13 protein-coding genes are annotated in these 14177 nt (G+C 35.0%); 11 read left to right on the top strand and 2 right to left on the bottom strand.

Translation table 11 applies throughout. The features are described 5' to 3' along the window. The first annotated feature begins 67 nt into the window (after positions 1 to 67). The 9 genes from I583_RS15275 to I583_RS15315 all read left to right on the top strand — a co-directional run bounded on the left by I583_RS15275 (position 68) and on the right by I583_RS15315 (position 9766). Positions 68 to 1138 (top strand): WxLIP family cell surface protein, encoded by a 1071-nt coding sequence (locus I583_RS15275; RefSeq protein ID WP_010762315.1) that lies wholly within the window; start codon positions 68 to 70, stop codon positions 1136 to 1138. A 20-nt stretch (positions 1139 to 1158) separates the two neighbouring features. Further along, positions 1159 to 1824 (top strand): hypothetical protein, encoded by a 666-nt coding sequence (locus I583_RS15280; protein WP_010762316.1) that lies wholly within the window; start codon positions 1159 to 1161, stop codon positions 1822 to 1824. A gap of 21 nt (positions 1825 to 1845) precedes the next feature. Continuing rightward, positions 1846 to 2514, top strand: a complete 669-nt coding sequence (gene lepB, locus I583_RS15285) for a signal peptidase I (protein ID WP_010762317.1) — start codon at positions 1846 to 1848, stop codon at positions 2512 to 2514. Positions 2515 to 2548: 34 nt separating this feature from the next. Then, positions 2549 to 3220, top strand: coding sequence for a signal peptidase I (gene lepB / locus I583_RS15290; protein WP_010762318.1), 672 nt, complete (start codon positions 2549 to 2551; stop codon positions 3218 to 3220). Positions 3221 to 3255: 35 nt separating this feature from the next. Next, positions 3256 to 5847: a YfhO family protein gene (locus tag I583_RS15295; protein ID WP_010762319.1), complete on the top strand. Its 2592-nt coding sequence runs from the start codon at positions 3256 to 3258 to the stop codon at positions 5845 to 5847. Then, positions 5847 to 6836: a DUF5067 domain-containing protein gene (locus I583_RS15300; RefSeq protein WP_010762320.1), complete on the top strand. Its 990-nt coding sequence runs from the start codon at positions 5847 to 5849 to the stop codon at positions 6834 to 6836. The genes I583_RS15295 and I583_RS15300 overlap by 1 nt, the downstream gene beginning before the upstream one ends. After that, the gene (locus I583_RS15305; RefSeq protein ID WP_010762321.1) at positions 6833 to 7561 is read left to right on the top strand and encodes a hypothetical protein; all 729 of its coding nucleotides are present in this window, start codon (positions 6833 to 6835) and stop codon (positions 7559 to 7561) included. The genes I583_RS15300 and I583_RS15305 overlap by 4 nt, the downstream gene beginning before the upstream one ends. Before the next feature lie 150 nt (positions 7562 to 7711). After that, positions 7712 to 9400, top strand: coding sequence for a glycosyltransferase family protein (locus tag I583_RS15310; protein WP_010762322.1), 1689 nt, complete (start codon positions 7712 to 7714; stop codon positions 9398 to 9400). Between the two features lie 144 nt (positions 9401 to 9544). Beyond that, the gene (locus tag I583_RS15315) at positions 9545 to 9766 is read left to right on the top strand and encodes a hypothetical protein (RefSeq protein WP_010762323.1); all 222 of its coding nucleotides are present in this window, start codon (positions 9545 to 9547) and stop codon (positions 9764 to 9766) included. 60 nt (positions 9767 to 9826) lie between these two features. Here I583_RS15315 and I583_RS15320 read toward each other — a convergent pair whose 3' ends face one another. Continuing rightward, on the bottom strand, positions 9827 to 10564 hold the full coding sequence (locus I583_RS15320; RefSeq protein WP_010762324.1) for a class A sortase: 738 nt from the start codon (positions 10562 to 10564) through the stop codon (positions 9827 to 9829). A gap of 271 nt (positions 10565 to 10835) precedes the next feature. Between I583_RS15320 and I583_RS15325 the strand changes: the two genes are divergently transcribed. Continuing rightward, positions 10836 to 11618 carry a hypothetical protein gene (locus I583_RS15325; RefSeq protein WP_010762325.1) on the top strand — a complete coding sequence of 261 codons (783 nt, stop codon included), beginning with the start codon at positions 10836 to 10838 and terminating at the stop codon, positions 11616 to 11618. A 59-nt stretch (positions 11619 to 11677) separates the two neighbouring features. Here I583_RS15325 and I583_RS15330 read toward each other — a convergent pair whose 3' ends face one another. Further along, positions 11678 to 12445, bottom strand: a complete 768-nt coding sequence (locus tag I583_RS15330) for a MurR/RpiR family transcriptional regulator (protein ID WP_010762326.1) — start codon at positions 12443 to 12445, stop codon at positions 11678 to 11680. Between the two features lie 331 nt (positions 12446 to 12776). Here I583_RS15330 and I583_RS15335 point away from each other — a divergent pair, with 331 nt between their 5' ends. After that, positions 12777 to 14159 carry a glycoside hydrolase family 1 protein gene (locus tag I583_RS15335; RefSeq protein ID WP_010762327.1) on the top strand — a complete coding sequence of 461 codons (1383 nt, stop codon included), beginning with the start codon at positions 12777 to 12779 and terminating at the stop codon, positions 14157 to 14159. Positions 14160 to 14177: the final 18 nt, after the last annotated feature.

The raw sequence follows: 14177 nt of genomic DNA on the forward strand, positions 1-14177 counted from the left end.
TTTTCCAAATAGTTGACTCGAAGTCTGTCGCCTTGTTTTATCGCAAGTAAGAAAGGTTAGAATAAGAATGAAAACAATAACAAAAATTTACCTATTTTTATTATACATAGTTTGTTTAGGGACTTTTTCGCAAGATGTGTTTGCAGAAGAACAAGCACAAAATCCCGGAGCCTTTACATATAAGGTGATCCATCCAGAAAATCAACGTTCTAACGCTGGTTATTTTGATTTACGAATGACTCCAGATGAAAAACAGACTATTCAAATCGAAATAAACAATCCTTCAGACAAAGAAGAGGTGACAGTCAGCGTTTCTCTAAATAGTACCAAAACAAATGCTAATGGAGTTTTAGAATATGGACCATCACTGTTGCAAAAAGATCCGTCGATGAAAAAAGATTTATCCGATATTGCCAAAGCACCTGAGTCAATTACACTTAAGCCAGGGGAAAAGAAAAATTTGGACATTGATATTACAATGCCAAAAGATTCTTATGATGGATTTATATCTGGTGGTATCCAACTGAAAAGGCAATTGACTGAAGCTGAAAAAAAAGAACGTGAAAAAAAATCAGGGATTCAAAATGAATATGCGTTTATTATTGGGGTATTATTAACTGAAACTGATACAAAAGTTGAACCCAATTTAGAGTTCAATAAGTTCTATGCAGAGTTATCTAATTACCGTAATGCTGTTTTTGCAAGCATCTCTAATATTAATTCAGCTTATGTAGATGATATGACGATTGATATGCAAGTCATGAAAAAAGGGTCAACTGAGGTTTTATATGATACGAAAAAAACAACGATGCAAATGGCGCCTAATTCAGTAATAAACTTTCCTTTAATTATGAATGGGGATGAAATGGTACCCGGAGAATATACAGGGCATGTACTAGTGACTAGCAATGAAAAAAAATGGGAATGGACAGAAGGGTTTACAATCAGCAAAGAAGAAGCTGATAAATACAATAAGCAGGATGTTTCAATTACGCAAGAACGCGGCATTGACTGGAAGCTAATCGTGATGATCGTTTGCGGTATCTTGATTGTTCTACTGGGTATTTTCTTATTTGTTCGCACATTAAATAATAAAAAAACAGAAAAAAAGAGAAAACAATCTAAGAAAAAGAAATAATCTAATGGAGGATCGATGAAGTGGGGATATTATATTGGTTATTCATTGGTCTGTTAGTTAGTAGTATTCTCCTTATACTTGTGAGTATTTGGTATATCTATTTAGGGATCCAAAGCTCTAGAAAAAGACAGATGTTGAAAATGCGACGTCCTAAAAATAAACAAAAACGTCGGAAGTTAAAAAAAGAAATATTGCGATTACAAAAACAAAAACAACGTTATATGCGCAGTAGTTTTCTCCTTCTGCTTGTGAGTATTCTGCTAACTATGGGAGCATTCTATACAAGGTTCTATCAACAGACATCGTTAAGTGCCAACGATGGTGAAATTATTGTTCAAAGCTATTTTTTAGTAGATTCTATTGAAAAAGATATCCAAGGTATCCAAAATGGAGCAGACCCAGAAAAATCACAGGAAAAAATCAGAACAATGACGGCATTGATGGTCACTTATGGAAACCTGCCGCCATCTGGTAGTTTAACAAAAGAGCGACAACAAATGTTGAAAAAATACTATCAAGGAATCCGTGAATTAGGGATGAATTTGAATAGTCAAGCAGCTAGAAGATTGGGAGATCCTAAAATAGTAGAAGATTATCTATCTGACATCAAACAATTAAAACAAAGTCAACAAAAAATTTTTCAAACATTTAAAGTAAACGAATCCGCTTTAAAGCAAAAGAAATAGCTTGGGAATAGGAGAAAGATGATGAGTGCAACCAAGTCAAAATCGAACCCTTCATCTCAAGCTTTTCCTGTGAAAAAGATTAGTTCAAAAAAAATAAAACAACGATCTAAATATCCAAGTAAAACGTTCAAAAGGAAAAAAAAGCGACATTCAAGAAGAAAAATAGTGAAAGAGCTGTATCAAACTTTTAGTATATTCTTTGCTCTTTTGCTACTAATACAAAAAATGACAATTGCTTTACCAAAAGTTGAGGGATATTCTATGATTCCAACATTAGTGGATGGAAATCGTGTGGTTGTTAATAAGTTTGGTCAGGTGAAAAGATTCAAACTCATTTATTTTAAAGATACAACAGGAAAAATAGGCGCGGTTCGTAGAATAATCGGAATACCAGGTGATCGAATCAAGTATAAGAATGATCAATTGTGGATTAACGAACAAGAAGTAGTTGAACGGTTCTTGGAAAACTCAGTACATAAAGTTCAAGAGTCTACAATGAAATTTACAGACGACTTTACATTGATCCAAGCAATTGGAGTAGAAGCTGTTCCGATGGGGAAATATTTTGTCATGGGAGATAATCGACCTTTTGCAACAGATAGCCGAGTCTATGGTCTAATCGATGAAAGTCAGGTCGTTGGAACGGCAGAATGGTTGCTGTTTCCGCTGCGTAAATTAGACTATTTTTAACAGTATTTTATTTTTATAGAAAAGAAGGAGCGCTATGGCTGAGACAAAAAGGAAACCGTCGAGAAAGCTTATTTCAGTTTCCAAACGTAGAAAAGTTAAACTTAAAAAGAAACTATTTGTAAAAAAGCAGTCACAAGAAATACAACCCAAACGAATAGTAAAGAGATCACGATTGTTCTTCGTTGGGGGAATATGTGTAGTTGTTCTTTTTGTGTTAATTCGAATGACTGTGCGTAGAGTAGATGGACAATCAATGGATCCAAATTTAGCAAATAGCGATCGAGTTTTGGTTTTCAAAGATAGTCAACCAAAGCGCTATAATATCATAACATTTCGTCCGAAAGGAAAGCCAAATGAATCGTATGTTAAAAGAGTAATCGGCATTCCAGGGGATGCGATTTGGATGGACAATAATACGTTGTATATCAACCATCAATTGGTCAGTGAAACAGAGCGGCCATTAACGAATAGTAATCTTTTAGGTAGAAAATTACCTGACGGTACCATCAAAGTTTGGTTGAATCAAAAATTGATCAAAGAGTTTGCTGGTAAACAGATGATTCCAGAGAATAAGTATTTTGTTTTAGGGGATAATCGTAATCATTCATCTGATAGCCGAGTCTTTGGCTTGGTGGATACTTCTCAAATAGAAGGTGTTGTTAAGTGGCGTTACTATCCATTTAATAAGATTGGAACAATAGATTAAGTAAATCGAGTGGGACAATATGAAACGAGGCTATTATGAATAAAGCAATAAAACAATTTGTTAAAGATGAGGCATGGAGTCTGTTTATGAGTATCATGATTCCAATCATTATTTTAGGTGTTATTTATTATCAAAATGGAATCTATCTAGGTAGTGAAAAGACAGTTTTAGCTAGTGATGCCTACCCACAACTTTCTAATTTTTTAGCGAGTTTTCACAACGTTATGCATGGTAAGCAAAGCATTTTCTATACATGGTATGGTTCATTGGGACTTAATTATTGGTCATTAGCTGCTTACTACTTGAATGGGATCTTTACACCGCTAGTTTATTTTTTTAAGAATGAAGCCATCGCGGATACATTTTACTTACTGACATTACTCAAATTTGGTGCGATTGGCGGTAGCTTTTGGCTCTTTGCTAGGCAAACCTTTGATCTTTCTAAATGGTTATTAGCAGGTTTGAGTATTAGTTATGCTTTAATGGGGTTTTCTGTAGCATACTCTCCAATGTTGATGTGGTTGGATGCAATAATGTATCTGCCATTAGTGATTCTGGGAATTCATCGCTTGATGGATAAACGTAAATCGGGCGTATTATTTGTTAGCTACCTTTTATTGTTTTTATCTAATTTTTATTTAGCTTTTATGATTGGTGTTTTTTCTTTTCTCTATTACTGGGTAAGATATGGTACTGATCCAACTAGGTATAAAGCAAGTATTTTGTTATATTTAGTCACTGCTATTCTTGCGGGAACAGCTTCAATGATTACAGTTATCCCAACGGTCATTGATTTAAGTAGTAATGGCGAAACACTAAGCGAAATCAGTCAATTTTTAACGCCTGATACGGGTCCGTGGGATTTGGTCGTAAAAAGTATGATTGGCACATATGATACAGCTAAATATAATGGTGCTCCGTTTATATACATAAGTTTGCTTTTTCTTTTGTTTGCCGGTGTTTATTTTTTCAGTAAAAGAATTAATTTACGAAACAAACTACTCTACGGTACGTTATGTTTATTTTTAGTATTGAGCATCTATATTCAGCCACTGAATTTATTTTGGCATGGTCTACATGCACCGAATATGTTGCTGTTCCGCTTTAGCTTTTTGCTTTCGTTTCTATTATTGACTCTTTCTGCGTATGGGTTGGAAGTACTTGAACAAGAGGCGGTTGATTCCTTGTTAAATAGCGCTATTTTGTTATTAGGCTTATTTTTAGCAGCGTTTTTACTGGCCAATAGAAAACGGTATGATTATTTTTCAGGAAGAAATGTACTGATTACGTTAGGTTTTATTAGTGCGTATTTTATATTATCCTACTTATTAGTCAAAAAAAGGGGCTGGAAACAGTTTATTTTTATCGCGATGTTGCTACTCGTTATTTGTGAAATGACTTTTAATAGTCACGCAATGATTCAGGGAATAGCGAAAGACTGGGTTTATCCAGAACGAAGAGGATACACGCAAAAATATCATGAGATTCAAACGCTAGTTGATCAAACGAAAAAAGATCAGTCTGTGAGTTGTCGAATGACTAATCTAGACCCCATTAGTGTGAACGAAAGTTTTAATTTTGGCTATAGTGGTGTTTCTATGTTTTCTTCTATTCGAAATCGTCATTCGTCAATGTATTTAAATGAGCTAGGTTTTCGTTCAGAAGGGACAAATTTAAATATCAATTATTCCAATAATACACTGATTATGGACTCTGTATTAGGGATTCAGTATAATCTGGCAAAAAATAATCCTAATAAATTTGGTTTTACAAAAGAAGCACAAAGTGGAGAGTACGGGTTATATAAAAATGAGTATGCATTACCACTAGGAATAGTGACAGATAAAGGAATTTATGCCGATGGAGCGGTACATAATCAGACAACTTTACTTGATTATCTAGCCGAAAGTCAGACGACATTTGTATCTTTTACTGAACCCAAAGAAATCAGTCATGAAAATGTCTTGATTCAAGAAGAAGGACCTGTAGTCTATTATTCAGAAGAAACACCGCAGGCCAAGAAAATTATGAATTGGTCAATTTCAATCCCAGCACATACTCAGGCCTATTTAAGTTTGTATGACGTAAATGATTACTCTGTTGCATTCAAAACAAAAGTGGAAATAACAGTTGAAAATGAAGCTGCACGAGTGTATCAAATGAAGGATGTCGGACAATATTATGATCTGGGGAATTATGAAAAAGCAAAGATGATCCAGGTTAAAGTAGTTTTTTCTGGTTCACCGTTAGTCAGTATTTTACGACCGGATGTTTTATTACTTGATACGGAGGCTTTTAAAACAACCATTGAAAAGATCAAAAAAAAGGGTGTTGCATTTGAGACGAGTGGACGAAAAGCCAAGGCTGAAGTCACGCTTGATAAAGAACAAGTGATAGTAACTACGATTCCTTATGATCAAGGGTGGTCGGTCAAAATTGATGGAAAAAAAACAGACGTCATCCAGTTTAAAGAGGCTTTCTTAAGCGTTACTGTACCGCAAGGCAAACACACGATTGAATTTGTTTTTCTGCCTAAAGGCTTTAAAGCTGGTAGCATTTTGTTTGGTGGAAGTCTAACAATTTATGCCTGTTTTTATTGGTATAAAAGAAGGGATAGGATTAATTAATGAAAAAGAAACATCGTTTTATTCTTTTGATGATTCCGTTGAGTATCTTCTTTTTATTTGGGTGTTCAAAAGAAGTAATTGAAACAAACAAACAAACAATTGAAGGTGAAGGCTTGACTTATCATTTACAACTTCCTAGAGGATGGAAAAAACAAGCAAATTATCAAACAATATATGGCCGTCAATCCGCTTTTGGAGCAGAAGATACTAAGAGTAAATCAGGGATGTCGGTTTTACTTTTTCCTAAAGAAGGGGTAGACCAAAAAGGGTTTGGCGAACGGACTAGAAAAGAATTGGCAGAGAAAAATAACTATAAAAAAGTTGATGGAGTGTATCTAAAAGAGTATACGATCAATGAAGCACCAGCTTATAAATTTACATTTGAAACAAGATTTGGAGACCAGAAGGTTTGGTCGCATTTCTATGCTATTTTTACAAAAAATGGTGTGATCGAAGTGATGTTTTATTCCGCACAAGATACAGCGTATAAAGAACGGGCTAAATTAATCGATGCTTCGATGGATACAGTGAAGGAAATCGCCTATGATGAAGTAGCGAATTCAGCTAAAGATGAAGAGAACTCAGACAAAATAGAAGTTGAAAATAACGAACTTTCTGCTGTGATCACAGGGATTCGAACGATTTCAGGAAAACATGCAGAGAAAATTTTTGTACTGCGCTATCAATTAACAAATCTAAGTGATCAAGTAATCAAACCTGTTGAGTGGCAAAAGTTTATCGAGCTGAAGCAACAAGGAGTTCTTTTAGAAAAAGCAACCTTGCCAGAAAGTACGACTTCTTTTGATACTAAAGAATTAGTAGACGCTGGTGAAAAAGAGCTGAACAAAGGAGAATCAGTTGAGTCAGTCCTGCTCTACAGGTTACCTGAGATAGTTAATATCCAACTTACATTTGATTCAACGCATTTTCCTAGACAAAAAACGTATACCTTACTTTTATCAAATAAAGAGGAGAAAAATAACGAATGAAAAGAGTAGCCATTGTTTTAGCAGTCTCATTACTTGCCATCATCGGTTGTACAGTCAAAGAAGATGGGACTAGTTCGTTGCGTAAAACCGATAGGCAGTATGTTTTGTATAAAGAACGAACGAAAGGATTTGGTAACTATGATTATCCAAACTTAAAAGAAACCGAAGCCGAAAAGCTGTTGACTGAAAAGTTTCAATTAGAACTGCCAACTCTGTACAACGAGATTCAACCGATTATAGAAAAAGAGTTGGAAGGAAATGATATTAAAGCTACCAAACCAGTTTTTCAATTATTTGTCCAACCAACACAAGTGGTATTTACAAGAATGACTTCGTACGAGAAAAATAATCGACCTTATATTCATACAAAAATAGAGCTAAAATATTTTTTTGATGATGGAAAGAAAGTAGCGAAATTAAACAATCAGACTGTCATGCTGATCAATCAAACTACAGAATCAAAGGCTCTCTCTGAGAAGCTTCCGTTATTTACAAAGGAAGTTGGTAAAATGATTAATCTGAATGGACTAGAACAAGGATTGAGTAATTATGAAAAAAAAGTTCAAGCGTCAAAAGGTTTAATAGTTCAACAAGCAATATCTATCGCTGATAATAATAAAGAAGCGAAGAAAGAGAAAGGGTTGTTGAAATCTATACAAGTTTCGTATGATGAACACGGCATTTTACGAGAATTGTATGGGAACATAGCTGATATAACAGAATAGGTAGTGACTGAAAGCAAGATAAACATATCTAGTGTTGAAAGCTAATTAGTGCTTTCAAAGTACCCGTAAGAGGTATGTTTTTCTCGCATATATTCTAGTTTAAGAATGAAGTAAGCTTGTTTCGTTTTACTTGTTTACATGGAGGAAATAATGGGGGAATTTAAAAATAATAGTAGAATACTTGTGCTTAGTAAACGACCATTGTTACTATATTATAGTGTATTTCTATTATTGAGCTTTTTTAGCATCTATTTTGTAATGATTCAAAACCGGCAATTGTTTTATGGCGATGATCTAGGGTTTCATTTAGGCAGAATCGAAGGTGTGGCAATAGCATTTATAAAAGGGGACTATTTTCCTAGAATCAATTATTTTCTTACAGGGGGAATGGGCTACGCTACGGGGATTTTTTATCCAGAAATATTTTTATATCCAGCAGCATTATTACGAATCTCTGGCGTATCGTTAATACATAGTTATGTTATTTACGTATTTCTAATTAATTTTTTGACTTTTGTAATTGCCTACCATTCCTTTGATTATTTGAAACAAGCGCCCAGAAAAAGTCTACTTTTTGCAGTGTTGTATGGTTTATCAGCTTATCGTTTATCTGATGTATTGTATCGTGCTGCGGTAGGTGAGTATTTAGCCTTAATGGTGCTACCTTTTGTTTTTGTAGGAATTCACTTGATTATATTTGATTCATATAAAAAATGGTATGTACTATCAATTGGTATGGCTACTTTATTTATGGCTCATTTGTTAAGTAGTGGGATTATGATACTATTTATTTTTAGTTTGCTTATTTGTAACTGTGTCCGTTTGTGGCATGAAAAAATCCGACTTATTGCGTTATTCAAAGCTGCGGGAGTAACGATTCTATTAGTCGCAGTTTTTCTTTGTCCAATGATTGAACAACTGAGCTTTCAGCATTTACGTGTTCAAGATACGCCCATGTTCTATTTACAAAAAATGGCTGAAACGCCACTGAACTATTTAGAGACGGCAGTTAAAAATATTCGGTTTAATAATATTGGTTTACTTGTTTTGTTTTTTTTGATTTTATTAGCAATTTGCATGATAAAACTTTCAAGTGAAAATAAACAATTAATAGGAATCAGTCTGCTATTTTTTTATGCTTCAACAAGTTTTTTTCCACATTGGCTTTTTCACGAAACGTTATTCAATTCGATTCAATTTCCATGGCGCTACTTCATGATTGTCACGTTTGGTGTACTGTGGGTATTGGCTGACAGTTTAGATCGGTTAGTTGCCAAACGACAGGGAGCAAAAGCGGTTCTTTATATTTTATTGTTTGTAGTTACGCTTTTTAGTACATTTGATATGGAACAAAAACTTAAACGTAGTACAAGGGCGACTGTTGACTATAGTTATTTTGAGCAAGTGGACGGCAGTAAAGAACTTGGATTTGGTGAAGAATTTTTACCTAGTGGTATGGAAAATTGGATGGCACCCACAGGTCTCTTATCCGAACCTACTACTATTAAAATAAGGAATATGTCTCGCTCCTATAGCACGTTTTTTTTAGATTATGAAGCACCAGAAATGACCAATTTAATTTTTCCACTTATCTACTATAAAGGGTATGAAGTAAAAATAGAAGGAGGAGGAACGGTTAGTAAAGTACATGATGCTGGACGTTTTAAAGACGGAAATATGCATGGCTTTGTGGAAGTTACAGTGGTAGGCAATGGGAAATTAACGCTTTGGTATGCAGGAACTTTCGTTCAAAAAATGTCTTTTTTGGTAACCTCAATCGCTTGGGTGGGGATGATAGGTGCTCTTCTATGGAGTAAAAAAACAGAAATGAAATCTTAGTATATAATCAGCACTATTTGCCTAGAAAAATCTCGGACTTTAGATGGATGTATCTCTCAAGAAAAAACTTTACAATAAAGAAGTAGAGAAATGACAAAGAAAAAAACCACTAGATAAAGTTAAAAGAGATTGGGGAAATGGATCATGAAGCGTTTATTTAAATCAGTTGTGTTTGAGATGAGTCTGTATTATGCAGTGTTAGCAGTTGTGTTGCCGTTGATTTATGCAGTGACGTATCACGTCTCTTATCTATCTGTTTTTAGCGCTGAATGGTTTGCTGTGACAGTGTTCATGTATCCAATTGTACTTGTCTTGTCAGCAATTCGTTATGGTTATGGACGTATGAGAAAGACTAGTCACTTCTAAATGAAATTGAAATAGGCTAGGACAGAAGTGCTCACTTCCATCCTAGCTTATTTTGAAATTCTATAAGGTTAATTGTTCCATATTAAACGCATCGGTCATAGCTGGTGTTGCTTCTTTCATTGGTGTAACAGATTCTAATTCACCTTGAACGGCGATTCGTGTTGTAGCGTACATGTCACCACATGTGATCAACGTGATCATTTTCTTGCCTGGAACGTCATCAATCAGTTCTACTCTGGAAGGATCGATTTTTTCAACATAAGTGATTTTATATGTATAAACATTATTTAAATCAGTCGTATAAATCAATTCTCCTGGTTTTGAATATTCCAACGGTGAGAATAATGAAATCATATCCTGTACACGGTGGCTAGCAAGGGCATAATTGCCTTTGCCCATTTCTTGATCGGGTTTCATTGTTCCTGCACCAGTTAGTAAAACAACATTGTCCAACCCTCTAAAAATCGGTAAGTTGATTTTTACATCGGGGAGTGCGACAGCACCAACAACAGGTAGGTTTTTATTTGCAAGTTGAGCTTTTAAGACAGCTTCTGTGCTCAAAGATTCAACTGCTTCAAAATCAAAAGAAGTATCCGTTTGATTATTTTTAGCCACGATCTCAGGTGTTAACTTTTCTACAGCATAAGCTTTACCATTTTGCTGAATTAGCATATTTCTGATTTGTGTATTAAAAACTAGCGCTAAACCAACGATTAGTAATAAGAATAGGAAGATATTAATCAGCCAATTTCTTTTTCTAGATTTTTTCTTTTTAGGACGTTCTTTTCTTGAGGCCATAAGCTTCCTCCTTTTTTTTATTTAAGTGTATCATAAATAAAACTGAAACCCTAGTTTAAAATCTTTATTTTTTTATAAATATGATTATTTAAAAGGAACCTTAAAAATACGACAACTGCGCAGTATTTTTAGGGGGATATCCACTATCTGCTATAGAAAGTGGGCACTTTTTAACTCTTTGTAACTGAATCTTAAAATAAAAGACACAAGCTTTTCTCACTGAAATATTGTAGAATATAATAGAAGACAAAAGACGGGGGTGATGGAACAAATGTTGGACTTGATTTATGTACATATTGATATGACAAGTAATGCAGTATTATCAAAAGGGATCACACATACAGATTTTACACGTTCCATTGTTCATCACCCTAAGAACCTGCTTTTACTGAATCCTTCTGCCGAAGAAGGCGAATACGATATGCACAGTGGCTTGAAAATTATTCGCGGACAGGAAAACGTAGATCAATATTTTTCTACAGTTGATCGTCGGAAAATGAATGAAGAAATCAAATGGATCGATTTTTCCGACGTTACGATGCTTAAAGAATTGACGCCTTTGGAAATTTCGGAGTTGCTTTATTTTGGGCACATGAAAACGAGCTTGCATTCACCATTCTTTTATAAATTACAAAATGATTTTGTCTTTTTTGAATTTGTTGATCATATGACGAGAGTTTATTATCGTTATATTGATGAGTTTTATAGGATTTTAGCGGATAAGATCACTCGAGTTATTCTAGAGAAAGTCAATGATCGGAAAACGTTCTTCAAACGAGGCATTTCAGTTGAAAAATTAGACGGAGAATTGTTGAAAGAAATGAAGCCGGTTTTACAAGAAGGTGTTGTTTTCTGCTTTGACCAGATGGATATCAAGGGAAAAGAATACCACATCCCGATTCATGTCGTGGAAGATTCTTTATGGAAAACGAAAAATTTTGCTTACCGTAATGAACCAGTCATTGCAATATTAATTTATAATACAGCCAAAAGAACATGGCGTCTGATGCAAGAAGATGAGTTTGGATTTACTGAGTTGCCGAGGCAGGCCTAGTATACTAGAAAAAACGAGCAGATGAAAGTGAAAAACTTTCTTCTGCTCGTTTTTTTAGGTTAAATATTTTTCTGCAATCTTAAGCGTTTAGCAATTTTTTCAATAAGAAAAAGTGCTGGCAACTGCGAGGTAAGTTCGATTGTTTTATCGTGGTTGTCACTCGTTTTATAAATAGTTTCCCGACTGATCGTATATGGAATATTCAAATCAGACATGCGGCTGATTGTGGAACTGTCGCTATTTGTGATCGAAATGATCGAGCATTTTTTTGTATTCAGACGTTTTATATAGTGAATGATCTCTTGAGTTTCACCCGTTACGGAAAGGGCGATCACACAGGTACGTGCCAGGATATCATCTGGAAACCATTCGATTGGATAATTAGAAGGATCCTCGATCCGCAGTGCAGTTTGAGATAAATTAGTGAAATACAGTGAGCCGTAAGCGGCAATCGGCTCAGAAGAACCAGACCCAAGAAAAAGAACCAATCCTTTATCGGCTAAAAGAGTAACGGCTTGTTCAATTTTGCTATCTAGAAAAGGCTCATTAACACGTTCTAAAAAATGAATGTGCTGTGTTTCATCTATGTCGGCGATTTTGGCTTGGTTGATAGATTCATAATATAACTGAAGTTTCACCTTAAATTCAGAAAAACCATTGCATTCAAATTTGTGACAAAAGCGTAAAATGCTAGCGGTACTCGTGTGTGTTTCATCTGCTAAATCTCTGATCCGCATATAAGTGACGATGTTTAAATGATTGGCGATATAGTGATAAATCTCATATTCTAAAGGGTTTAGATCAGGAACATAGTCTAAAAAAAGCATAGCGTCCTCCTTATGGTTACAAACTGTGACAAAATTGTGAGAAATGACAAAAGACGTCACTTATCACAAAGGAATGAAAGCGCATAACAAAACATTATAATCAATGCTATACTCCAATTATAGAGTGTGAAAGCGCAATCTGCAAGGTGATTGAAACAGAAACTTATTTCTTAGAACTAAACACTTTTATCCCAACCAACTTGTATTTTGTATCATGGAATCACGTTGTTCTTCGTGATTTACAATAATGAGATCGAAACGCAGTGTAGTGTTGTTCGTTTCGGATCTTGCTGTTTATCTGAATTTAGACTAATAATTGGAGGAATAAGCAATGAAAGTAGAATTTCCAAAAACATTCTTTTGGGGAGCCGCATCTAGCGCAACGCAAGCGGAAGGACGTCTTGTAGATGATGGTAAAGGGGAAAATATCTGGGATTACGCTTCAAAAGAATATAATCATCGTTTTTATGACGGGGTCACGACGGAAAATACTTCTTTATTTTACCGTGACTACCAACAAGATATTCAAAAAATGCAGGATATTTCATTTAACTCATTTCGTACATCCTTATCTTGGTCACGTTTGATACCCAATGGTACAGGAGAAGTTAATCCAAAGGCAGTAAAGTTTTACAATCATATGATTGATGAATTGATTGCTAAGGGTGTAGAGCCGTTTATCAATTTATATCATTTCGATATGCCGATGGCGCTACAAGAGAAAGGAGGATTTGAAAACAAAGAAGTAATCCAAGCGTATAAGCAGTATGCTGAAACATGTTTTGAGTTGTTTGGGGATCGGGTGAACTATTGGTTTACCTTTAATGAGCCGATGATACCAGCAGAAGCAGGTTATCTGCATGACCGTCATTATCCTTATGTTGTTGATTTTAAACGGGCGGCGATGGTATTGCACAATATTATTTTAGCGCATTGTGAAGCGGTCAACGTGTACCGTGAAATGAAACTAGCTGGGAAAATCGGAATTATCATGGATGTGATACCAGTTTATCCTCGTAGTCAAAATCCAGCAGATTTATATGCGGCTGAAATGGCGGATTTATTTTATACAAAGAGTGTCAATGATGCGATTTTGAAAGGGCAGTATCCAGCGCGTTTAAAAGAAGTTTTAGAAGAATATGATCAATTACCAGAAGTGACAGAAGCAGATTTAGCATTGATTAGTGCCACAAGCATTGATCTTTTAGGTATCAATTATTATCGTCCACGTCGAGTCAAAGCGAAGGAATGTCTGCCAAATCCTGACGGGGTTTTTTCGCCAGAATGGTTCTTTGATGAATATGTTATGCCTGGTAGACGGATGAATACATCTCGTGGAATTGAGATATATCCTAAAGGAATTTATGATATAGCCAAAAAGATTCAGACAGAATATGGTAATATCGATTGGTTTGTTTCTGAAAATGGTATTGGGATCGAAGGCGAAGAGGCATTTATTGAAGAAGGAATGGTCCAAGATGATTATCGAATCGACTTTTTGAAAGAACATTTGACGTATCTAAATCAAGCGATGAAAGAAGGCAGTAATTGTTTAGGGTATCATATGTGGACGTTTGTGGATTGTTGGTCGTGGGGCAATGCGTATAAAAATCGTTATGGTTTTTATCGGTTGAATCTTGCGACAGGAGAAAAGTCAGTGAAAAAATCTGGTGTATGGTTTAAAGAAACAATTGAAAATAATGGGTTTGATTAAAGAAAGGAAAAGTGATTC

This window comes from Enterococcus haemoperoxidus ATCC BAA-382, assembly GCF_000407165.1.
Classification (GTDB): Bacteria; Bacillota; Bacilli; order Lactobacillales; family Enterococcaceae; genus Enterococcus_L; species Enterococcus_L haemoperoxidus.